The 21,670-nt window shown below is 45.8% G+C and carries 19 protein-coding genes and 1 other annotated feature; of the genes, 6 read left to right on the top strand and 13 right to left on the bottom strand.

The features are described from left to right. Window positions 1-8: 8 nt before the first annotated feature. The 3 genes from opp3C to DIJ65_RS00470 form a co-directional block, all read right to left on the bottom strand. Window positions 9-1,028 carry an oligopeptide ABC transporter permease gene (gene opp3C / locus DIJ65_RS00480; RefSeq protein WP_117299731.1) on the bottom strand — a complete coding sequence of 340 codons (1,020 nt, stop codon included), beginning with the start codon at window positions 1,026-1,028 and terminating at the stop codon, window positions 9-11. Further along, window positions 1,028-1,963, bottom strand: a complete 936-nt coding sequence (gene opp3b / locus DIJ65_RS00475) for an oligopeptide ABC transporter permease (protein WP_117299733.1) — start codon at window positions 1,961-1,963, stop codon at window positions 1,028-1,030. The genes opp3C and opp3b overlap by 1 nt, the downstream gene beginning before the upstream one ends. 197 nt (window positions 1,964-2,160) lie before the next feature. After that, a complete protein-coding gene (locus DIJ65_RS00470) occupies window positions 2,161-3,894 on the bottom strand; it encodes a peptide ABC transporter substrate-binding protein (protein WP_117299735.1) in 1,734 nt (577 codons plus the stop codon). A gap of 250 nt (window positions 3,895-4,144) precedes the next feature. Here DIJ65_RS00470 and DIJ65_RS00465 point away from each other — a divergent pair, with 250 nt between their 5' ends. Together DIJ65_RS00465 and trpS are read left to right on the top strand one after the other, a co-directional pair. Further along, the gene (locus tag DIJ65_RS00465) at window positions 4,145-4,486 is read left to right on the top strand and encodes a DUF3899 domain-containing protein (protein WP_117299737.1); all 342 of its coding nucleotides are present in this window, start codon (window positions 4,145-4,147) and stop codon (window positions 4,484-4,486) included. Window positions 4,487-4,528: 42 nt separating this feature from the next. After that, window positions 4,529-4,741 (top strand) — a binding site (T-box leader). A 111-nt stretch (window positions 4,742-4,852) separates the two neighbouring features. After that, window positions 4,853-5,866, top strand: a complete 1,014-nt coding sequence (gene trpS, locus DIJ65_RS00460) for a tryptophan--tRNA ligase (RefSeq protein ID WP_117299738.1) — start codon at window positions 4,853-4,855, stop codon at window positions 5,864-5,866. A 265-nt stretch (window positions 5,867-6,131) separates the two neighbouring features. Here the strand turns inward: trpS and opp4C are convergent, their stop codons facing one another. From opp4C to DIJ65_RS00425, 7 genes are all read right to left on the bottom strand, one after another. After that, window positions 6,132-7,049, bottom strand: a complete 918-nt coding sequence (gene opp4C, locus DIJ65_RS00455; RefSeq protein WP_230321278.1) for an oligopeptide ABC transporter permease — start codon at window positions 7,047-7,049, stop codon at window positions 6,132-6,134. A 13-nt stretch (window positions 7,050-7,062) separates the two neighbouring features. Continuing rightward, window positions 7,063-8,028, bottom strand: coding sequence for an oligopeptide ABC transporter permease (gene opp4B / locus DIJ65_RS00450; protein WP_117299741.1), 966 nt, complete (start codon window positions 8,026-8,028; stop codon window positions 7,063-7,065). 149 nt (window positions 8,029-8,177) lie between these two features. After that, window positions 8,178-9,917: an oligopeptide ABC transporter substrate-binding protein gene (opp4A, locus tag DIJ65_RS00445; protein WP_117299743.1), complete on the bottom strand. Its 1,740-nt coding sequence runs from the start codon at window positions 9,915-9,917 to the stop codon at window positions 8,178-8,180. Window positions 9,918-9,945: 28 nt separating this feature from the next. After that, complete coding sequence (locus tag DIJ65_RS00440; RefSeq protein WP_117299744.1) at window positions 9,946-10,956, bottom strand: ABC transporter ATP-binding protein; 1,011 nt, start codon at window positions 10,954-10,956, stop codon at window positions 9,946-9,948. After that, entirely contained in the window at window positions 10,953-11,999 is a 1,047-nt protein-coding gene (locus DIJ65_RS00435) for an ABC transporter ATP-binding protein (RefSeq protein ID WP_117299746.1), read from the bottom strand. The genes DIJ65_RS00440 and DIJ65_RS00435 overlap by 4 nt, the downstream gene beginning before the upstream one ends. Window positions 12,000-12,245: 246 nt before the next feature. Then, entirely contained in the window at window positions 12,246-13,484 is a 1,239-nt protein-coding gene (fabF, locus tag DIJ65_RS00430) for a beta-ketoacyl-ACP synthase II (protein ID WP_117299869.1), read from the bottom strand. A 26-nt stretch (window positions 13,485-13,510) separates the two neighbouring features. After that, the gene (locus DIJ65_RS00425) at window positions 13,511-14,443 is read right to left on the bottom strand and encodes a beta-ketoacyl-ACP synthase III (RefSeq protein WP_117299747.1); all 933 of its coding nucleotides are present in this window, start codon (window positions 14,441-14,443) and stop codon (window positions 13,511-13,513) included. A 189-nt stretch (window positions 14,444-14,632) separates the two neighbouring features. Between DIJ65_RS00425 and DIJ65_RS00420 the strand changes: the two genes are divergently transcribed. After that, complete coding sequence (locus tag DIJ65_RS00420) at window positions 14,633-14,818, top strand: YjzD family protein (protein ID WP_117299749.1); 186 nt, start codon at window positions 14,633-14,635, stop codon at window positions 14,816-14,818. Window positions 14,819-14,968: 150 nt separating this feature from the next. On the opposite strand, the gene DIJ65_RS00415 is transcribed toward DIJ65_RS00420, so the two are convergent. The 3 genes from DIJ65_RS00415 to DIJ65_RS00405 form a co-directional block, all read right to left on the bottom strand. Beyond that, window positions 14,969-17,110 carry an ATP-dependent Clp protease ATP-binding subunit gene (locus DIJ65_RS00415; RefSeq protein WP_117299751.1) on the bottom strand — a complete coding sequence of 714 codons (2,142 nt, stop codon included), beginning with the start codon at window positions 17,108-17,110 and terminating at the stop codon, window positions 14,969-14,971. A 136-nt stretch (window positions 17,111-17,246) separates the two neighbouring features. Further along, window positions 17,247-17,555 (bottom strand): metal-sulfur cluster assembly factor, encoded by a 309-nt coding sequence (locus DIJ65_RS00410; protein WP_117299752.1) that lies wholly within the window; start codon window positions 17,553-17,555, stop codon window positions 17,247-17,249. 67 nt (window positions 17,556-17,622) lie between these two features. After that, entirely contained in the window at window positions 17,623-18,390 is a 768-nt protein-coding gene (locus DIJ65_RS00405; RefSeq protein ID WP_117299754.1) for a prolyl oligopeptidase family serine peptidase, read from the bottom strand. 231 nt (window positions 18,391-18,621) lie between these two features. On the opposite strand from DIJ65_RS00405, the gene DIJ65_RS00400 reads away from it, so the two are divergent. From DIJ65_RS00400 to DIJ65_RS00390, 3 genes are read left to right on the top strand one after another with little or no spacing between them, the layout of a single operon-like run. Beyond that, the gene (locus DIJ65_RS00400; RefSeq protein WP_117299756.1) at window positions 18,622-19,431 is read left to right on the top strand and encodes a Cof-type HAD-IIB family hydrolase; all 810 of its coding nucleotides are present in this window, start codon (window positions 18,622-18,624) and stop codon (window positions 19,429-19,431) included. Window positions 19,432-19,447: 16 nt separating this feature from the next. Next, window positions 19,448-20,302: a DegV family protein gene (locus tag DIJ65_RS00395; RefSeq protein ID WP_117299758.1), complete on the top strand. Its 855-nt coding sequence runs from the start codon at window positions 19,448-19,450 to the stop codon at window positions 20,300-20,302. 15 nt (window positions 20,303-20,317) lie between these two features. Then, window positions 20,318-21,649: a CoA-disulfide reductase gene (locus DIJ65_RS00390; RefSeq protein ID WP_117299759.1), complete on the top strand. Its 1,332-nt coding sequence runs from the start codon at window positions 20,318-20,320 to the stop codon at window positions 21,647-21,649. The last annotated feature ends 21 nt before the right edge of the window (window positions 21,650-21,670 follow it).

Genomic DNA, 21,670 nt, shown 5'->3' with positions numbered 1-21,670 from the left:
TTTCCTCCTTAATCTTTCATCTTAGGATCGAGGGCATCGCGCAGTCCATCACCGATCAAGTTGAACGCAATCATGATCAAACTCAATACAAATGCCGGAATCGCCAAGATATGCGGCTGATACTGAATCAATTTATAACCATCATTAATGAGTGTACCAAGAGAAGCATCTGGTGCCTGCAGCCCCAGTCCGATAAAGCTTAGGAAAGCTTCAAAGAATATAGCACCGGGAATAGTGAACATCGTATTGATGATGATTACACCCAATACGTTTGGCATTAAATGCTTCCAGATGATTCGGCCGTCGGATGCTCCAAGTGTACGGGCAGCCAAAACGAATTCCTGAGATTTATATTTAAGTACCTGTCCACGGACAACCCGTGACATACCGGTCCAACCGGTTATGGTCAGTGCGATGATTATGGCCAGAATCCCCGGATCCATGATCATGATGAAAAGAATAACAACTACCAGGTTTGGTATACCTGTCAAAATTTCCACAATACGCTGCATGACATCATCAACGCGTCCGCCGAAGTATCCTGAAATACCTCCGTAGATTACACCGATCAGCATATCAATTGCAGCTGCTGCAAAAGCGATGAACAGTGATACTTGTGTACCTTTCCAGACACGCGAGAACATATCGCGGCCCAGGCCGTCGGTGCCGAACCAGTAATTTTGTTCGACATTTTTCATTTCATACAAATCGATCTCTTTACCACCCAATGTACCAACTCCGTTGAAAATTCCCAAGTTCTCAATTACAGGGATTTTCGGTGGAAGATTGGCGTGTGTAATCGTCTGGTCGTTGGGTTCATACGGGCTGATAACCGGTCCGAGCAATGCCATAATAACAATCAGTCCGAAAAGGATCAGACTGAAAATTGCGCCTTTGTTCTTTTTGAGTCTGCGCCAAGCGTCCTGCCAAAAGCTGACACTCGGCTTTGAAATACGTTCTGCCTGTTCGGTATCTCTTGGTATTCTGTCAAAAGATCCTTGAGGCAGATTTTCATAGTTTTGAGTCATTAACTCTTACCTCCTGAAAGACGGATACGAGGATCAATTATCCCGTACATTATATCCACAATTAGAATTACTAGGATCAAAAATACTGAGAAGAAGATTGTAGTACCCATGATAATAGAGAAATCACTTACCATGATCGACTTAACAAATTGTTCACCAATTCCTGGAATCGCGAAAATTTGCTCAACCACCAATGATCCAGTCAAAATTGCGACAGCCATTGGCCCAAGAACCGTGATCAATGGAATCAATGCATTTCTGAAAGCGTGTTTGAAAGCGATTTCAGAGCCGCTCGCACCTTTTGCTTTGGCAAGTGTAATATAATCGGAGCCTAAAACTTCGATCATTTCTGTTCTGATAAAGCGGGCTGCAGTAGCCAACGGGAACATTGCCAATGCGATGGAGGGAAGGACACTGGACATGAAGCCGTCTTTCCACAGTGCAACCGGGAACCACCCAAGTTTCAACCCGAGTGAATATTGGAGCATGGATGCAAATACGAAGGACGGTATTGAAATCCCGATAATCGCAACAATTGTGCTGGAATAATCAACCCATGTGTTTTGCCTTAAAGCCGCAATCATTCCCAGCAGAATACCTATTGCAGTACCTAAAAGCATGCCCTGGAAACCGATTTGTGCTGACGGACCCATCCGGCTAAGGATAACATCTGTCACTTCCGCACCTTTAAACTGGTTAATCGAAATTCCTAGGTCACCTTGTACTAGGCCGAACATATATTCGAAATATTGAACTGGAAGGGGACGGTCCAGACCGTACCTTGCTTCTACGACTGCCCTTTGTTCTGGAGATAATTTATCTGCGGAAGCGATAGGGGAACCTGGTAGTATCTTCATCAAGAAAAAAGTGAATGTGGCAATCAACGCCAATGTAATCACCATGTAAATTATACGTTTGCCAATATATCTTGCCATGTTGCACCTCCAAAATAGAATACCTCTATTATATAAGTTCCGTTTCATTATGAAAACAAAAACTTATTTTTTTCAATTTTAGCAGAAAAGAGTTAATTTTCGGTGAACTTTCCTACATTAGAAAAGAGAGTATATCAAGCTAAAGTAGCGATATACTCTCCATCTATTTGGTTTTAAAACCGTGGCTTCAGATTAAATTATTCTTTGCCTGAAATGTAAGCCCATTTGTAACTGAAATCTCCACCGAATGGGTGAGCGACAATATCATATACATATGGTTTTTGAAGAGTCATTGTAGCACGCTGATAAATCGGTGCGATAGCTGCATCGTCTTCAATCAGGATTCTTTCAGCTTCAGCCATAGCTTCCCAGCGAGCTGCAGGATCTTGAGCCAATTCGCCTTTAGCCTGTTCAACCAAGCTGTCGAATTCTTCGTTAGAATAAGACATCAAGTTGTGTGAAGCTCCTGTTACGAACAAATCAATGAAAGTCATTGGATCCTGGTAATCAGGGCCCCAACCAGAGTTTTGCATGTCATAGTCCTGTGCTTCGTCAAGTTCAAGACGAACACCAAATGGTACAGCTTTCAGGTTTACAGTCAAACCTTCAAGGTTAGTTTCCATTTGCTCTTTCAAGTAAGCGTCCATTTTACCAGCCAATTCGCTGTCGCCGCCAAGTAGTTCAAGTGTTACTTCAGTTTCGCCAATTTCTTCCAGACCAGTAGCCCAGAATTCTTGTGCTTGTTCAGCATCGAAGCCAGTCAAGTCGCCGTTGATATCACGGAAATCTTCTGTGTCTTCATTGAAAGTGAACTCAGTTGGTACAAGGTAGTTTGCAGGTAGTGAACCGTTAGCCAATACTACTTCAACAAGGTCTTGTTTGTTGAAAGCCATAGAAATCGCTTTACGGATGTTTTCGTTTGCAAGTGGTGTTTCTTCACCGTTGCGTTCTTGGTTGAATTTCAAGTAGAACAATACTGGTTCAAGTTCTCTTACAACTTCAGGATCGTCAGCATATTGCATTGCGAACTCACCAGAAAGTCCAGCGCGGTCTTTCTCGCCAGATTGGTAAAGGTTTAGAGCTGTAGATGTTTCTTTAACAACGTCAACGTTGATAGTATCAAGTTGAACTGTGTCAGCATCCCAGTACTCAGGGTTTTTCTCCATTGTCCAAGTCAAGCCAGTGCCATCCCAGTTTGTAAGCATGAATGGACCGTTGTAAAGCAAGTTATCAGAGTTGGAAGCGTAATCGCCGCCAGCTTCAGTAACGAATTCTTCGTTCTGTGGATAGAAAGTTCCGAAAGCCATCAAAGACATGAAGTAAGGAGTTGGACGCTCAAGTGTAACCACTAGAGTTTTGTCGTCTTCTGCAACAACACCAAGTTCTGATGGGTCAGCGCCTTCTGATACTTCAGTAGCGCCTTTGATCGTGCCAGCCATCATGTATGGACCATAAGGAGATCCTACTTCAGGGTCCAGCGCGCGTTTCCATGCAAATTCGAAATCCTGTGCTGTAATCGGTGTACCATCCGACCAGTTAGCATCACGTAACGTGAATGTATAAGTCAAGCCGTCTTCAGAAACTTCAGGCTCGCTTTCAGCTAGTGCAGGTTCAGCAACGTTGTCCTGGTTTAAACGGAATAAACCTTCATTAACGTTATTCAAAAGATTGAATGCGACAGCATCTTCAGCAGTAGCTGAATCCATTCCTGGAATCTCTGCACCTTCAACTAGGTTTAAAACTTGGTCTGCGTCAGGCTCGCCTGATGCAGCTTCTTCAGATTCTCCGTCTTCAGGAGTTTCTTCTGGTGTTTCTTCTGGTGTTTCTTCTTCAGTTCCGTCCGTAGTATCGTCTCCGCCGCCACATGCAGCTAGGAAGATGCTAAGAACAAGAACTAGGCCAAGTAGCCAAAATAGCTTGCTGTTCTTCACTTAGGTGACCCCCTTAAATTTTCTGAAAAATTGGTACAATGTTAATTATACATATTCTTTTTACCTTGTACAGAGTTTTTTTCATATTTTAAAGTGGATTATAATAACAGTGTGACAATTATTACAGGATATATCGCGCGATTGTGGGATTTGTAAGCGTTTTCAATAGAGTAATTTCAAGATAATATTTTTATTTTTTTTTGATTTTTTTCCCGTTTCCTTTTACAATCATCTAGAGGAGCGTGCAATATTGAAAAAAATAATCGTGTGGATTTTACTCGTTCAGGTCCTTATTTTTCTGACCATCTTTATTCGTCCAGAAGACTTATCACTTTTGGCCTACATTGATACATCATTTGTTTACGGAGGCATTCTTGTTTTCTTCGGCGCCTGGATCTTTGTAGTTCAGACCGGCGCTTTCGATATATTTTCGATGAGCATGCGGAAATTTTATCGCCGGAAAAGCACGTTGGAAGATGACGAGATGCGGTTGCCATCCGAGGTCATTCCATTTTCTGGTGCTCCCCTGCTGATCATTGGCATAATAACCATTCTTTTAATGGTCATTTCCTTGCTGATATACGAATTATAATATTGCAAAGTCTTTCTTTGTTGTACTATAATAAAAACAATATATATGGCGTCGAGAAAGAGGAGTAAATGCATTTCCTTCTATAATAGAGAGTCTGTGGCCGGTGAGAACAGATGGAGGCATGCATTGAATGGACTTTCGAGCTGAGCGGGTGAACTTCAACAGTAGGCCGCTCCGTGATCTTCACGTTATGAAGAAGAGTGGCCGGAAACGGCAACTAGGGTGGTACCACGGAAACACAGCTTCGTCCCTTTGCAGGGATGCTTGCTGTGTTTTTTTTAATTGAACGAAAAGGAAAGCTAAAGTTAGTCCATTCGAATTTACATGGGCACTTATTCTTTTCTTATTTTAAGGAGGAATTTGCAGATGAACCGAATTTTTTCAGGCGTTCAGCCGACAGGAACCGTAACACTGGGCAATTATATCGGAGCCTTCAAACAATTCACAGAGCTCCAGGAAGAGTACGATTGCATTTTTTGTATCGTAGACCAGCACGCCATCACGATGCCACAGGACAGGCTCGAGCTGCGTAAAAATATTAAAGCATTGGCAGCCCTCTATCTGGCTGTCGGAATCAACCCCGAAAAAGTAACGCTCTTTATCCAATCGGAAGTTCCTGCGCACGCCCAGGCCGGCTGGATGCTGCAATGCATCGCGACTATCGGCGAACTTGAGCGGATGACCCAATACAAAGACAAATCTTTGAAAAACGTGTCGGTCTCTGCCGGGCTTCTGACTTACCCTCCTTTGATGGCGGCGGATATCCTGCTGTATCAGACGAATATTGTCCCTGTGGGCGATGACCAGAAGCAGCACATCGAGTTGACACGGGACCTTGCAGAACGCTTCAACAAAAAATATAACGATGTTCTCACTATTCCGGAAATACGGATTCCGAAACATGGCGCACGCATTATGTCACTGCAGGATCCCACCAAGAAGATGAGCAAGTCGGATGCCAATAAAAAGGCCATCATCACCCTTCTTGACGATTTAAAGACCATCGAGAAGAAAATCAAAAGTGCCGTGACGGATTCAGAAGGCATCGTCCTTTATGATCCAATCAATAAGCCCGGCGTTTCCAACCTGCTGACAATCGAAGCTGCGCTGACTGGTGCTTCAATCGAGGAACTTACTGCCAAGTACGACGGCGCCGGTTATGGTGACTTTAAAGCCTCTGTGGCAAAAGCTGTGACAGACCATCTCGCTCCTATCCAGGAACGGTACGCCAAACTGGTCGATTCGGATGAGCTGGACCGAATACTGGATGAAGGCGCGGAAAAAGCTGCCCGCATTGCAAACAAAACACTCAAAAAAATGGAAAACGGCATGGGCCTTGGCAGAAAAGCTAGAAAAGCGACCGCGTCCGTTAAGCTCTGACAGGCATAAGACGGATCAGCGAAGTGGCGGTTTTGGCCACGCAGCTGAGCCGGCTTATGACCCGAAGAGCTGGGCCGCTGGAGTCTGGACATCGAAAAGCGACAATGAAGAGTTGACCGAAGCCTGCGAGGGCAAGTCTTTGCGACGAAGCGACGAAGCAGCGCAGCGGCGCAACGCCCTTTCATGTCCCGAAGCTAGCGTTTTACATGTTTCTTTCTCAGCAAACATAAAAAAGTTCCGCACAAAATTTGTGCGGAACTTTTTTCTATCTAAGCGATTTAGGGTTCAATGCGTCTTTCAAACCTTCCCCGATAAAGTTTATGGACAGGATAGTTAATGTCAGAATGAGTGCCGGCGGCATCCATATCCATGGTTTGCCCTGCAGCACATCCGGTTCATTGGCCGAAGACAGCATATTCCCCCAGCTTGGTACCGACTGGGGAACTCCAAAGCCCAAATAGCTGAGCGCGGATTCCACCACAATCATACTGGCAAAGATCAATGTTGCCTGAACGATGATAGTCGACATGACGTTCGGAAGCAGATGCTTGCGAATAACTTTAAAAGGTGAGCAACCGATTGATAAGGCGGCAAGAACATATTCGTTCTCTTTTTCAGCCAGCACTTTGCTTCGCACGAGTCGTGCAACTCCGCCCCAGCTCAGAACGCCAATTACAAGAATCAGTACTGAAACCCCGTCAATCGTGTCACGCAGAATTGTATTCAACACGATTACAAAAACAAGAAAAGGAAAGTTGAGGACAAAATCTGTAAACCGCATCAGGATATTGTCTACAAGTCCACCGAAGAATCCTGCAATTGATCCTACCAGGGTACCGAGAGTGATGACCATCAAAGTTGCACTGAATCCGACAAGCAATGAGATTCGCCCGCCGTAGAACAGACGGGTTAATACATCGCGCCCACTTTTATCGGTTCCAAGAATATGTTCCCCATTTGGGGGGATGTTCATGGAGCCGATATTTACCCGGGATACATCCGGGATCGGTGATAAAAAAGGCGCGAGAAATGGTGCTGCGAAAGATAACGCTGTTACGATGAATATAAAAACTGTACTGATCATTGCCAATTTATTATGAAGGAATTTTTTACGCGCAATCTGCCATGGTGACAAACTGCGTTCCGGCTTCTGTTGCTGGGTTAACGTATTAGATGATGCCAATTCTGCTTCCTCCCTATTCCAGACGGATTCGTGGATCCACGACTCCGTACAGTAAGTCTGCGATTAAATTACCTGCCAATGTCAGGAACGACAATAACATCGTCAAAGCCATCAGCGTCGGATAGTCACGGGTCGTAACAGAATCCAGGAACAGCATTCCGATGCCCGGGTATGTAAAGATCGTTTCTGTGATAATGGCTCCACCGATCAATGCGGCAAAATCGAATCCAAGGAAAGTCACCAATGGAATGATCGAGTTTCGTAAAATGTGGATATTATATATTTTTTTCATGGGAGTCCCTTTGGCTCTTGCCGTACGCACAAAGTCCTTACGTGAGTTTTCTATGATATCGTTCCGCAGGAATTGGGTGTATGAAGCTGTACTCATAGCTCCCAGGACAAGTGCCGGAAGCAGCACGTGATGCAGCCGGCTGAGGTAATATTCTGCAGAACCGGTTTCAACTAAAATATCCACCGATCCACCAAATGGGAACCAATTGAGATTGAAAGCAAAAAAGTATATGGCAAATACGGCAGCAACAAATGATGGTATGGCAAGCATTATGTAATTGATGCCGGCAATGGCGTTATCTCCAAGAGTATAAGGTTTTCGGCCGGAATACATGCCCATCATGAATGCCAGGATATAGGTTATGATCAGCGACATGACGCCCAAAAAAAGCGTATTGGGAACTTTTTCCATAATCACATCGAAAGCCGGTCGTTTGTATTTCGTCGACTTTCCGAAATCCCCTTGTACGAACCCGGTTATCCAATTGAAATATTGTACTGGCAGCGGTTCATTGTATCCCAACTTTTCACGCATTTCAGCAATGTATTGCGGGTCGGTGTTATTCGGATCAATCTCACCGCTCAATGAATCGCCGGGCATAAGCTTAGCCAGCGAAAACACGACGATCGAAATCAGGATGAGCATAGGTATCATTCCGAGCAATCTTCTAATAGTATATTTAAGCATTTATACTCTCCTTGTCTGTAAAGTTCTCTGCTGCACTCTTCGGCACGGTAAGAATTATTTGTGCCAAACGTCCCTTACCGTGCATAAGAGCCCTATATAATTTTTCAACGATGGGCTGCAATAGCCCATCGTTGAAGGTTTTACCAGTCTTATTCAGTTACAAACCATTCTGCCGGGCTGTTCTGACCGGATACGTCATATTCAACTCCGCCTACACGGTTGTTCAAAGCAACAATCTCTTCCAGTTCAGCAATGTAAAGCATAGGAACATCTTCGTTTACAATTTTTTGCCATTCAACATACAATTCAGCACGTTTAGCCTGGTCAGTTCCAACGATTTCGATGTCCAGAGCGTCATCAAGCAATTGGTCTGCTTCAGGGTTATTGTAACGCGGGTAGTTCCAAAGCTGATCGGCTTTCCATAGGCCTGAAGGATCCGGATCTGCTCCAGTTCCCCATCCGCCAAAGAATGTTTCGATTGATGGATCATCTTTTTCAACCATTTCGTAATAAAGGTTAACTTCTACCATTTCCAATTCTGATTTGATGCCAACTGCTTCCCAGTATTGAGTGATCGCTTGCGCGCGTGACTCGAAAGTCGGGTTGCCGGTTGCGTAGTGTGAGAATTTCACGACGAATTCGTCACCGTTTGGATCTTCACGGAAACCATCATCATTCTGATCTACATATCCTGCTTCATCAAGTAAAGTTTTTGCTTTTTCTGGATCGTATTCGTATGTGTTCAATTCGCTGTTGTCAGCTGCATTCCAGTGGGAACTTGGTACCGGAGCATTTACAACATTTGCGTAACCGAAGAAGAATGCATCAACCCATTCCTGGCGGTTAAGAGCGTACATCATCGCCTGGCGAAGCTGTTTGTCCTGGTATTTAGGATTTTCTTCAACAATTGTTTGTGATTCGTTATCGAATTTACCAAGCTTGATTCCTACATAATAGTAAGAAAGGCCAGGATAAGTGATTACTTCAACATTTTCCAAAGGCTCAACTTCCGGTCCTGAAACCGGTTGAAGAGAGATCATGTCAACATCGCCGTTTTGCAAAGCGCCGACTACAGAAGAGTTGTCGATAACACGCAATACGATTTTGTCCAGATTCACATCGCCGTTCCAGTACTCGTCGAATTTAGTTAATTCAACAGATTCACCTTGGACGATTTTATCAACTTTGAAAGGCCCGATACCGATAGGAGTTGTGATGACCCATTCAGAAGAAGCCATTTCAGCAACTGGCACATCGCCCAGAACTGATTCCGGAAGAGGATATGCCCACAGGTTCGTCAAGTTGTTTACACGAGCTTCGTCAAAAGTGATTTTGATTTCGTAGTCGCTTACAACTTCGATTCCGGAAATGGAATCCGCTTCTCCAGCGCGGAACGCTTCAGCGCCTTCGATTGTTTGAACATTCGTGTAACGGGGACCATCATAGTCCGGGTCAGCAATTGTTTCTAAAGCGAACACCCAGTCGTTGACTGTAAGTTCTTCGCCGTTATGCCATTTAACGCCTTCTTCAAATGTAAAAGTGAAGGCTTTATTGTCTTCAGTTTCCCACGAAGCAACGTTTGGAACAGGTTCCAGGTTTTCGTTGTAATTAATTAATGGCTCATCAAAAAGATCGATTACTTCAGCATCAGTGGCAATGCCGTAGAAGGCAGATGAGAATAATCCTTCAGGTGGAGCATCGATGCCGTAAACCAAAGTTCCGCCTGTTTGAGGCTCGCCTTCTGTTGCATCTTCTGTATCGGCTTCTGTTTCTTTTTCCTTTGGATCTTCTGTGGCTGTGCTGCTGTCATCTCCACCGCATGCTGCAAGAAATGCAGATAAGACAAGAATCAGTGCGAACAGCCAAAATAATGATTTGTTCTTTTTCATGATGTTCCCCCTATAAAATTTTTTTTGATCAATACAAGACGCAGGCAACGTGATGGCCGGGACGCACTTCTTTCAATGGAGGCTTTTCTTTCGAACAGACTTCCATTGCCATCGGGCAGCGCGTATGGAACGGGCAGCCGGTTGGCGGATTTTGTGGACTCGGCACATCTCCTTCAAGCACAATCCGTTTTTTCTTGATCGCGGTATTCGGTTCTGGAATCGCAGAAATCAGGGCTTGTGTATAAGGGTGGAGCGGCTCCTTGTACAAATCTCTATTTGAAGCAACCTCAACGAGACTGCCCAAATACATTACTCCTATCCGATCACTCATATGTTTTACTACGCTGAGATCATGCGCAATAAACAAGTAAGTAAGATCGAATTCAATCTGCAATTCCTTCAGCAGATTGAGTACTTGCGACTGAACAGACACATCAAGCGCCGAAACCGGCTCATCTGCCACAATCAATTTTGGATTCAACGCTAGTGCCCGGGCAATTCCGATGCGTTGACGCTGGCCGCCCGAAAATTCGTGAGCGTATTTATAATATGCCGCTTCCGGCAGTCCAACCCTGGTCAGTAAAGATTTTATTTCCTGCTCCAGCTCTTTCCTGTTGCGCTTCTCATAATTCAGAATCGGTTCAGCGATAATATCGCCGACCATCTGCATCGGATTGAGGCTGGCGTAAGGATCCTGGAAAACCATCTGGAAATCACGGCGGGCCTTTTGAAGTTTGGCCCCTGAAACTTTCGTAATTTCTTTTCCTTCAAAAAGAATTTGGCCGTCTGTCGGCTTCAGCAACCTGAGAATGGTTCTACCGGTTGTCGACTTGCCGCAGCCCGATTCACCAACAAGACCAAGTGTCTCGCCTTTACGGATGGTGAACGAAACATCATCTACCGCTTTTACATGACCGACAGTCCGTTTGAAAAAACCGCCGGTAACCGGATAATATGTTTTAAGATTCTGAACTTCGAGAAGCACATCCCGGTTCTCGAGGCTGTCAATTCGATCCTGCATAAAATCTCTTGTTGTCATGCCATGGACGCTCCTTCTCTTTGAGGTTTTACATCCGCCGGCCAGCTCTCATCGTAGAGTAGACAAGCAGCTTCGTGATTCATGGCGACTTTACCGAGCTTCGGGGTCACAGTCAGGCATTCCGGCATGGCTGCAGGACAGCGGTTGGCGAAGCGGCAGCCCACTTCCGGCATATTCATGACCGAAGGCACCAATCCTTCGATGGTAGCCAACACTTCAACATCTTCATCCATTTTCGGAATGGCTTTCATCAGCAAATCGGTGTATGGATGCTTCGGATTATTGAACAGTTCATCAACATTTGATTTTTCCACTATCTTGCCGGCATACATCACCAGCACTTCGTCACAAATTTCAGCAACGACACCCAAATCATGGGTGATCAAAATAATCGCCATATCGTTGGCTTCCTGGATGCCCTTCAGCAAATCCAGAATCTGCGCCTGAACCGTAACGTCCAATGCCGTTGTCGGCTCATCCGCAATCAGCAGTTTCGGCTGGCAGGCGATTGCCATCGCAATCATCACCCGCTGGCGCATACCGCCTGATAATTGATGCGGATATTCTTCCACAATTTTATCGGCGCGGGGAATTCCCACACTTTTCAACAACGCAACAGAACGGAGGCGTGCCTGCTTTTTCGAAATTTTCTCGTGGTTCAGAATAACTTCTTCGATTTGGTACCCGATGGTAAATACAGGATTCAAAGAAGTCATCGGTTCCTGGAAAATCATCGAAATGTCTTTCCCGCGGATGCTGTTCATCTTTTTATCCGATAAGCTGGAAATGTTCTCCCCTTCGAATTTCACTTCGCCTCCGCGAATTTTTCCGATGCCAGTCGGCAGCAATTGCATGATCGACAGCGACATGACGCTCTTACCGCAACCCGATTCCCCTACAACTCCGACAATTTGCTTGCGCTTGACTTCAAACGAGACGCCTTCCACTGCATTAAAGAAGTCACCGTCGATTTTAAAACCTGTTTGAAGATTTTCAACCTGTAAAAGCGGTGTTTGTGTATGTAATGCATTTTTGGCTGTCATGGTAACACCTCAAAATTCTTTTTTTTCTGTTAATTCAAGTTTTTTAAAGTTTATTACAAAAACATTACATAATCAATATCTTTTTTGTAATTTTAAAAATATATTGTCAATTCATGATCATATAAGGGGAATTTTCCTTGTTATTACTGCATTTTCTTGTCTGAAAAATAAAAAAAGTTTTTATAAAAAAACACGATATTGTGGTCAAAAAAAAAAACATCCTGCAAAAAATGCAGGATGCAATATTTATTCGTATTTTTTAAAGACAAGTGACGCGTTATGACCGCCAAAGCCTAATGAGTTGCTCATGGCATAGGTAAAGTCCGCTTTTCTGGCTTTGTTCGGCACATAATCCAGATCGCATTCCTCATCAGCCGTTTCATAGTTTATGGTCGGTGGCATGATGCCTTCTTTCAAAGCAAGCGCTGTAAAAATCGCTTCGATGCCGCCTGCCGCCCCCAGAAGGTGGCCGGTCATGGATTTTGTCGAGCTCATGCCCAGATTATAGGCATGGTCGCCAAATACGGTTTTCACCGCCATCGTTTCAAATAAGTCGTTGTAGGGGGTGCTTGTGCCGTGTGCGTTGATGTAGCCGACAGAAGCCTTTTCGACGCCGCCATCTTCCAACGCCTGATCCATGGCCCGCGCTGCGCCCTCTCCACCTGGGGCAGGAGCCGTTATGTGATGGGCATCCCCGGTTGAACCGTAGCCCACGATTTCCGCGTAAATTTTAGCCCCGCGCGATTTGGCGTGCTCGTATTCTTCAAGAATAACGATGCCCGCGCCTTCGCCGATAACAAAACCGTCGCGATTTTTATCAAAAGGTTTGGAAGCGGTATTGGCATCTTCGTTTGTCGTCAATGCCGTATTCGCCGTAAATCCTGCCACAGCCAATTGCGTAATCGGTGCTTCTGCTCCACCGGATATCATTGCATCAGCATCCCCTCGCTGAATGACACGGAATGCATCGCCGATCGAGTTTGTTCCGGAAGCACAGGCAGTTACTGAACAGGAATTAATGCCTTTGGCACCAAAATATATCGAAACCTGGCCGGAAGCCATATCCGGAATGATCATCGGGATTAAAAACGGGCTGATACGTCGAACGCCACGTGTATTCAACACATTCATCTGATTTTCAATCGTTTCCATGCCGCCTATGCCGGAACCGATCCAGACACCGGTGCGCAAAGCGGTCTTTTCATCCAGTTCAAGCCCGGAGTCTTTCATCGCCATGATGGACGCTGCCAGCGCATAATGCGTAAAGCGGTCCATTTTTCTGGCTTCTTTCTTTTCGATATAATCTTCTATGGAGAAATCTTTTACTTCGGCAGCAATCTTTGCCGGATAATCATCCGGATTCAAGCGCGTGAGCGGGCCCACACCTGACTTGCCTTCTTTCACAGCTTCCCAAGTGCTTTCTATATTGTTTCCAAGCGGTGTGACCGCTCCAATTCCTGTAATTACTACACGACGATTCGTCATTATAATCTGTCCTTTCGCATTCCTGATTATTTGCCCCATCGCATTGCAATGGCACCCCACGTCAAGCCTCCGCCGAATCCAACCATGACGAGTAAATCATCGTCTTTGATTCTGCCTTCTTCCACGTCTTCGACGAGTGAAATCGGAATGGAAGCAGCTGATGTGTTGCCGTATTTATGGATGGTTTTCGACATTTTTTCGACCGGAAGCTCAAGCCGCTGCCTGGATGCTTCCATGATCCGGATATTGGCCTGGTGCGGAATTAAAAAGTCAACGTCTTCCTTATTCAGGCCGGCCTTTTCGATTACGTTGACGGCGGACTCGCCCATTTGGCGGACTGCAAATTTAAAAACTTCGCGCCCGTTCATTCGCAAATAATCATCCTGATACAAATGCTTGCCGCCGCTTCCGTCTGCACCAAGTTCAAACGACAGGATGCCCCGTCCTTCGGAAACTTTACCGAGCACTGCCGCGCCTGCACCATCGCCGAAAAGAACAGCGGTGTTGCGGTCTTCCCAGTCAGTGATTTTCGAGAGTTTTTCCACTCCGACAACCAACACATATTTATAAACATCTGAATCGATAAATTGTTTTGCTGTTACGACGCCATACATAAAGCCCGCGCACGCTGCAGATATATCCATCGCAGCTGCATTGACAGCCCCGATTTCCTGCTGTATGACGGTGGACATCGAAGGAAACGGCTGATCGCCCGTCACCGTTGCAACAAGGATCAATCCGATTTCGGCAGGGTCGATGCCCGCGTCTTCAATCGCCTTCTGTGCAGCTTCGCGTGCCATGTGCGATGTATCTTGATCGTTTTCCGCTATACGTCGTTCTTCTATACCAGTCATCGTGCGGATCCATTCGTCAGAAGTATCCAGCCGTTGCTCCAGTTCAAAATTCGTCATGATTTTTTCCGGTAGGCATCTGCCTATTCCGAGTATGCCAGCATTCATTGAACTTCCCTCATTTCAGCTTGCTTTGGATGTTTAGTACCTGGTGTTAATAATACGTCATTGTTCATGGATTTTCAAGTTGTCGACATATTTCCGACAAAAATATTCAAGAATGATGAAACTTTCTTTCTGCAGACATGAAGCTATGCTATTATTAGACTAGACATTATTATGCAGAGGTGAAAACAGATGCAATTTATCGGAACTTTTTTCTGGTCATTCCTATTGATTTCGTTATTGAATTACGTCGTCAGTGCTGTACAGAACGTAGATTTTAATTTTATGCTGGGAGTATACATCTCAGTGGTTGTCGCCATTCTGGTCTTCATCATTTCTTCAATCATTCCGGAATCCCCGGCTCCAGAAAAGCATTAATAACGAAAAGCGACAGTGCCTGTTAAGCTCTGAAAGGCATAAGGTAAACCAGTGAAGCGACGTTCTTTGTCACGCAACTGGGTTGACTTATGACCCGAAGAGCCAGGCCACTGGAGTCTGGACAAAAAAAGAAGCGCAGGCCACCATGGCCTACGCTTCTTTTTTTGTGATGTTCAATTGGTTGTCAGCATCCATCTCAAGGAGAATGGTCGTATTCGGCAGTATATCACCCTTGATCAATTCGCGGGCAATTTTCGTTTCAATTTCGCGCTGGATAAAACGCTTGAGGGGTCTGGCCCCGAACAGCGCATCGGTTCCGGCCTCGAGAACCCAATTGATGACCGAATCATCGGCCTCCAATATAATCTCCTGCTGGCGCAGACGTTCTGCAAGCTCATTGATCATTTTCTTCGTAATCCGGTAGAAATGGCTGTTGTCCAACGAATGGAAAATGACGATGTCGTCGATGCGGTTCAACAGTTCGGGCTTGAAATGCTTCCGCAATTCCGCCATCACAATGTCTTCGATATCATGTTCTGTATTTTTTTCCGTTATATGGGCAGAACCGATATTGGAAGTCATAATGACCACCGTATTCGCGAAATTGACAAGGCGTCCCTGGCTGTCGGTAATCCGTCCGTCATCAAGAATCTGCAGCAGGATATTCGCTACATCCGGATGCGCTTTTTCGATTTCGTCAAGCAGCACTACGGAATATGGATTTCTTCTGACTGCTTCTGTCAATTGGCCGCCTTCTTCATAGCCGATATAACCCGGAGGAGCTCCGACTAAACGAGAGACACTGTGTTTTTCCATGTATTCCGACATGTCGATCCGGATAAAATGATCTTCCGAATCAAACAGATTTGCAGCCAGGGATTTGGCGAGCTCCGTTTTTCCGACGCCGGTCGGTCCAAGGAAGATGAAAGAACCGATCGGTTTTCTTTCATCTTTTATGCCCGCACGCGCACGCCAAACCGCTTCTGTCACCAGTGCAACCGCTTTGTCCTGCCCGATAACCCGTTCTTTAAGGGTTTCATCAAGCCGCAGAAGTTTTTCGCGTTCGCCTTCTACGAGTTTTTTCACCGGTATGCCGGTCCACCGGGCGACGATGCCTGCAATTTCCTCTTCCGTGACTTCTTCCCGGAGCAGCCTTTCAGCTCCGCCCGCTGCCAGTTCCTCTTCAAGAACCGCCAGTTGTTTTTCCAGCTCCGGAATTTGTCCGTGGCGAAGAACGGCTGCGGCGTTCAAATCATAATTGTTCTCGGCTTCATCGAGCTTCCGGCGCAATTGGTCCAGCTGCTCACGCTTTTCCTGTATTCCTTTTAACGATTCTTTTTCTTCTGTCCACTGATTTTTCATCCCGGAAGAAGAATCCTTCAATTCCTTGATTTCTGTTCGCAATGTTTCAAGACGTGATTTGCTGGCGGCGTCTTTTTCTTTCATCAGCGCCTGCTCTTCAATTTCCAACTGCATAAGGCGGCGCGTCACCTGGTCAAGCTCCTGCGGCATCGAATCGATTTCCGTCCGGATCATCGCACAGGCTTCGTCGATCAGGTCGATCGCCTTGTCCGGCAGGAAGCGTTCCGTGATGTACCGGTCTGACATCGCGGCGGCTGCAACAATCGCGCGGTCATGGATCCGCACAGCGTGGTGAAGCTCAAAGCGCTCTTTCAGGCCACGCAATATGGACACTGTATCTTCTACAGAAGGCTCTCGGACCATCACCTGCTGGAACCGTCTCTCGAGGGCGGCATCCTTTTCGATATGCATCCGGTACTCATCCAGGGTGGTGGCCCCGATGCAATACAATTCCCCGCGTGCCAGCATCGGCTTCAGCATATTGCCTGCATCCATCGCACCTTCCGTTTTGCCGGCACCGACTATCGTATGGATTTCATCAATGAAAAGAATGATTTGCCCTTCGCTGTCTTTTACTTGCTTCAGGACTGCTTTCAGACGCTCTTCAAATTCTCCGCGGTATTTTGCTCCTGCAATCAGCGCGCTCATATCAAGTTCGTAGATGACCCTGTCCTTCAAGCCTTCCGGGACATCATTCCGGACAATTCGCTGTGCCAGGCCTTCCACAATCGCAGTTTTCCCGACCCCCGGTTCCCCGATGAGAACCGGATTGTTTTTCGTTTTCCGTGACAGGATCCGGATTACATTCCGGATCTCCTCATCACGTCCGATGACCGGATCGGCTTTACCGGATTGCGCCTGTTCAACCATATTGCGGCCGTACTGTTCCAACGGCGTTTTCTGTTCTTCATTATTGGCAGTGAATTGCATCACAGTAATCCCTCCTGATTTTATTTGACCTTCTTTGACTAATTACATTATAGAAAACATTCCAGCTGGATGCAACTTCCCGGCTCCATAAAAAAACCCCTTTTTGGAAGTTTTCTTCCAAAAAGGGGTTTTTTGTTTATCTGACGCCAAGCGCCATTTTTGCGTATCTTGACATGTGCTCTTTGCCCCAAACCGGCTGCCAGACGATTTTTACATCGACTTCTTCCACTTCCGGCAATTCGTAAAGTGCAGTTTTGACCATTTGCACGATTTGGGGGCCCATTGGACAACCCATCGAAGTCAAAGTCATTGTTACCACTGCAAATCCGTCTTCTGATACCTCAACATCATATACAAGGCCCAAATTTACGATATCAACACCCAGTTCCGGGTCGATTACTGTTTCAAGCGCGCCCATCATGCTGTCTTTCATTTCCTGATCCATGACGATTCCTCCTTTTTTCTATTAATGCCATCTTAACAAAATTTGTGATGAAATGAAATTGACAAGCTTATTTCCGTAAATTCACCGTCAGCCATTCCGTTGCAGCAAGCATTCCCGGACGGCTGACAGCGTGTCCGGTTTCCTGTTCCCGGATAAACTTCAGCTTTTCCTCTGCATCGCCGTAAGCGGCTTTCAGTTGTTTGTAAAAATTATAAGTCGGCCCGAAAGGCACAATGATATCCTGTTCCCCGTGCCAGAAAAGTATGGGCCGTTTATTGAAACGCTCCAATTTTTTTGTCCCGTCAAATTGTGCAAGCGTTCCCAGCATATTGGTGCGCTCCTCGTCCGTAATCGGCAGCGTGAATCCACGGGATTCGAACTGGGTCATCTGTGCGGTCGCCAGCTCAACATAATTTGCCGCCCCCATCATCACTGCGGCAGAGGGGATCCAGGGATAGACGGTCAATGCTCCAAGAGTGGTGATGCCCCCCATCGAAGTTCCCGCCACCGCCGGTTCCCCGTCAACCAATTGTTTGCTTTGCGCAATTTTATGTATAATCCCGATTTCTTCAATCGAAGTCAAGACGATTTCCCAGAACCGCAGACTCAGCTGGATTGCATCCTGCCCTTCTTCTCTTTCGCCATGAAGATGCGCATCAGGCAGGAAAACCCGGAGTCCTTTATCGGCAAGCTGATAGGCATAATGCAGGTTATGTTCCTTAGCACTCATATGCCCATGCAGAAAAATGACGGCCGGAAGCTTTTTGTCTGCTGCGCCCTCGGGAAATACATGAAGCAACGGGATATCATGCCATACTTCCTTTTGAATTCTCACGTATTGCTTACCCCCTTTTTATTAATCTTATCAATATTTTTCCTCTTTTTCATATAATATGGATTCAGCAACAATAAGACGTCTGCACTTCCAATAAGATGCCGGCAATCAGGAATTCAAAGAAAAAGCTTTCACCAATCCATCTTTCCCCGTATGCCCAGGCTCAAGATTTTTTGACTAACCCTTCATATTATCGCTAAACTGTAGATAGATAGAAAGGAGCCGTTTTAAATGAAACAGCATTTGATCGTACTCGACTTGGACGGAACTTTATTGACAGATCAGAAGATAATTTCTGATAAAACGAAAAAGACCCTGGCAAAAGCTATGGCAGACGGCCATCATGTCATGATTGCGACCGGCCGCCCTTACCGTTCCAGTGAACCTTATTATAAAGAACTGGGCTTGAATACCCCGATCGTCAATTTCAACGGGGCATTTGTCCACCACCCAATCGATAATGGCTGGGGAAGATTCCATACACCGATCGGACTGGAAACCGTCCATGAAGTTGTGGAGTCAATGCATGATTTTAATTTCCATAATATTGTCGCTGAAGTGCTGGACGACGTCTATGTCCACCATCACGATGAAAAATTGATGGATATCTTCAAATTCGGCAATCCCTTTATCACCACGGGGGATTTGCGCAATTACTTGAAAGTCGATCCTACATCGATGCTCATCCATGCTCCCTTCGAAAAAGTCGAGGAAATCCACGACCATTTAAACCAGGTGCACGCCGAAGTCATCGACCATAGAAGATGGGGAGCGCCGTGGCATGTCATCGAGATTGTCAAAAGCGGGCTCAGCAAAGCGGTCGGTCTGGACCAGGTCTCGAAATCACTCGGCATCGGGAAAGAAAACATCATTGCATTCGGAGATGAAGACAATGATTTGGAGATGATCGAGTTTGCCGGTGTCGGTGTTGCCATGGGAAATGCCATATCACCGTTGAAAAACATAGCCAATGAAATCACTTTGAGCAATAATGAAGATGGAATAGCAGAATTATTGATTGACCGCTTAAATTTAAAATAAGAACAGGAGGATTGAAATGAGAATATTCGCAGACAGTGCATCCGATTTACCGAAAGAGTTTTTTGAGAAAGAAAATGTGGTTCTGTTCCCATTACGGGTCCATATCGAAAACGAGGAATTCGAGGATATCCGGACAATCCATTCATCAAAAGTCTATGATGCGATCCGCAACGATATCCGACCAAAAACTTCCCAGGTGTCGCCGGATGAAATGCTCAATGCTTTTGAAAAATTGGCAAAAGACGGCGAAGAAGGTTTTTATATCGCATTTTCATCTGAGCTATCAGGCACTTATGGTACAGCCATGATGGCTTTTGAACAAATCCGCGAAGAATACCCGGATTTGAAGCTGACTGTGCTCGATTCTAAGCTCGCTTCTCTCGGCTACGGAATGCTGGTTAAAGAAGCGGTTAAACTCCGTTCACAGGGACATCCTCTGAAAGAAATCATTGAGCGGGTCCGTTTTATGGCTGAACATACCGAATCCCTCTTCACTGTTGAAGATCTGGATTATATGGCGAAAGGCGGCCGTATTTCAAAAGGCAGCGCTTTTGTCGGTGGTCTATTGAACATCAAGCCCTTGCTTCACGTGGAAAATGGGAAATTGGTGCCGATTGAAAAATTGCGCGGCCGAAAAAAAGTCATCAAGCGCATCGTGGAGCTGATGGAAGAACGGGGCGAACAACTCGAAAAACAAATCATTGCCATCAGCCACGGTGATGATGAAGAGTTTGCGAAAGGGATGAAAGACGCCATCGAAGAACAATTTCATCCGAAAAGTGTGGAAATTTATATGATCGGTTCGGTCATTGCTGCTCATACAGGTCCCGGCACACTTGCGGTATTCTTTACGAACAAATTGAACTCTTAAGGCGGTGCTCAGTTTATGGAAAAAATAATTATCGTTGGAGCGGTTGGCGGCGGTGCCACTGCAGCCGGCCAGTTGCGTTTCTACAATAAAGATGCCGTGATAAAAATATTTGACCGTGATTCTGTCATGTCCTATGCTGCATGCGGTACGCCTTATGCAATTGGCGAAGTCATTGAGGATGAAGAATCCCTGTTGGCGGCAACCCCTGAAAAATTCAAAGAAAAACGCAATATCGAAGTCCATCTGAAGCATGAAGTGATGGGCATTGACCGCGAAATGAAAAGCATACAGGTCCAAAATCTCGATACCGGCGAACGGTTTTTCGAAAGCTACGACAAGCTGATTCTGGCACCCGGAGGCACTGCCATCGTTCCTGAAATCAAAGACAGCGATACTGCAGATATTTTCACCCTCCGCAGCTATAACGACATGCTGGCCATAAAAGACTACATTCAATCGCACAAGCCGCAAAGCTGCACGATTTCCGGCGGCGGCTTCATCGGACTCGAAATGGCCGAGAACTTGAAAGAGCTGGGCATCGATGTTCACCTCGTCCATAAATCCGACTATATCATGTCCATCCTGGACGAAGATATTTCCCGGGAAATAGAAAAAGAATTGTTGCTGAACGAGGTGCACCTGCGGACAAAAGCTTATATCACCAAAATCGACAACCAGTTCCAAACCCTCTCCACCGGCGAAGTGCTGGAGACCGATTTCATCATCATGAGCATTGGACTTTCACCGAATGTCGGACTGGCGAAAGATGCCGGGCTGGAAATCGGCAAAACCGGCGGAATCGTGACAAATGATTTTATGCAGACCGTCGATCCCTCAATCTATGCAATCGGGGATGCATCCGAAAACTTCGACCTTGTCACCGGTGAACCGAAACGTGTTCCCCTTGCCTGGCCGGCACATCGCCAGGCATATATTGCCGCTAAGCATATCAATGGAGAAGCCATTCCAAAAAAAGGGCTGCTCGGCACCTCCATATTAAAAATATTCAGTTTGACGGTTGCCATGACCGGTTTGAACGAAAATACACTACGTGCACTTCAAATTTCATCGGTATCTGTCGTGCATAACGGCAATTCAAATGCCGGCTATTACCCGGATCATGGAAAGCTGAAGCTGAAAATCCATTACGATCCTGACAGCAGAAAAATTTTCGGCGCCCAGTGCCTGGGCACAAAGGGCGTTGATAAACGCATTGATGTAATTGCAACTGCAATCTATGCAGGCCTGACTATCGATGATCTGCAAGCGCTTGAACTTTGCTATGCGCCCCCGTACTCTTCACCGAAAGACCCGGTGAATATGGCTGGTTATAAAGCGGATAAATAGAAAGTAAAGAACCGCCGGAGA

Source organism: Planococcus salinarum, from assembly GCF_007004625.1.
Lineage (GTDB): Bacteria > Bacillota > Bacilli > Bacillales_A > Planococcaceae > Planococcus > Planococcus salinarum.
This window is presented reverse-complemented; position numbering and strand designations above follow the sequence as displayed.

What these genes read in the sequence shown, in the direction of transcription:
- opp3C (WP_117299731.1), bottom strand. Translation starts at nt 1,028, where the DNA reads ATGACTCAAAACTATGAAAATCTGCCTCAAGGATCTTTTGACAGAATA.
- opp3b (WP_117299733.1), bottom strand. Translation starts at nt 1,963, where the DNA reads ATGGCAAGATATATTGGCAAACGTATAATTTACATGGTGATTACATTG.
- trpS (WP_117299738.1), top strand. Translation starts at nt 4,853, where the DNA reads ATGAACCGAATTTTTTCAGGCGTTCAGCCGACAGGAACCGTAACACTG.
- opp4B (WP_117299741.1), bottom strand. Translation starts at nt 8,028, where the DNA reads ATGCTTAAATATACTATTAGAAGATTGCTCGGAATGATACCTATGCTC.
- opp4A (WP_117299743.1), bottom strand. Translation starts at nt 9,917, where the DNA reads ATGAAAAAGAACAAATCATTATTTTGGCTGTTCGCACTGATTCTTGTC.
- DIJ65_RS00440 (WP_117299744.1), bottom strand. Translation starts at nt 10,956, where the DNA reads ATGACAACAAGAGATTTTATGCAGGATCGAATTGACAGCCTCGAGAAC.
- DIJ65_RS00435 (WP_117299746.1), bottom strand. Translation starts at nt 11,999, where the DNA reads ATGACAGCCAAAAATGCATTACATACACAAACACCGCTTTTACAGGTT.
- fabF (WP_117299869.1), bottom strand. Translation starts at nt 13,484, where the DNA reads ATGACGAATCGTCGTGTAGTAATTACAGGAATTGGAGCGGTCACACCG.
- DIJ65_RS00425 (WP_117299747.1), bottom strand. Translation starts at nt 14,443, where the DNA reads ATGAATGCTGGCATACTCGGAATAGGCAGATGCCTACCGGAAAAAATC.
- DIJ65_RS00420 (WP_117299749.1), top strand. Translation starts at nt 14,633, where the DNA reads ATGCAATTTATCGGAACTTTTTTCTGGTCATTCCTATTGATTTCGTTA.
- DIJ65_RS00415 (WP_117299751.1), bottom strand. Translation starts at nt 17,110, where the DNA reads ATGCAATTCACTGCCAATAATGAAGAACAGAAAACGCCGTTGGAACAG.
- DIJ65_RS00410 (WP_117299752.1), bottom strand. Translation starts at nt 17,555, where the DNA reads ATGGATCAGGAAATGAAAGACAGCATGATGGGCGCGCTTGAAACAGTA.
- DIJ65_RS00400 (WP_117299756.1), top strand. Translation starts at nt 18,622, where the DNA reads ATGAAACAGCATTTGATCGTACTCGACTTGGACGGAACTTTATTGACA.
- DIJ65_RS00395 (WP_117299758.1), top strand. Translation starts at nt 19,448, where the DNA reads ATGAGAATATTCGCAGACAGTGCATCCGATTTACCGAAAGAGTTTTTT.
- DIJ65_RS00390 (WP_117299759.1), top strand. Translation starts at nt 20,318, where the DNA reads ATGGAAAAAATAATTATCGTTGGAGCGGTTGGCGGCGGTGCCACTGCA.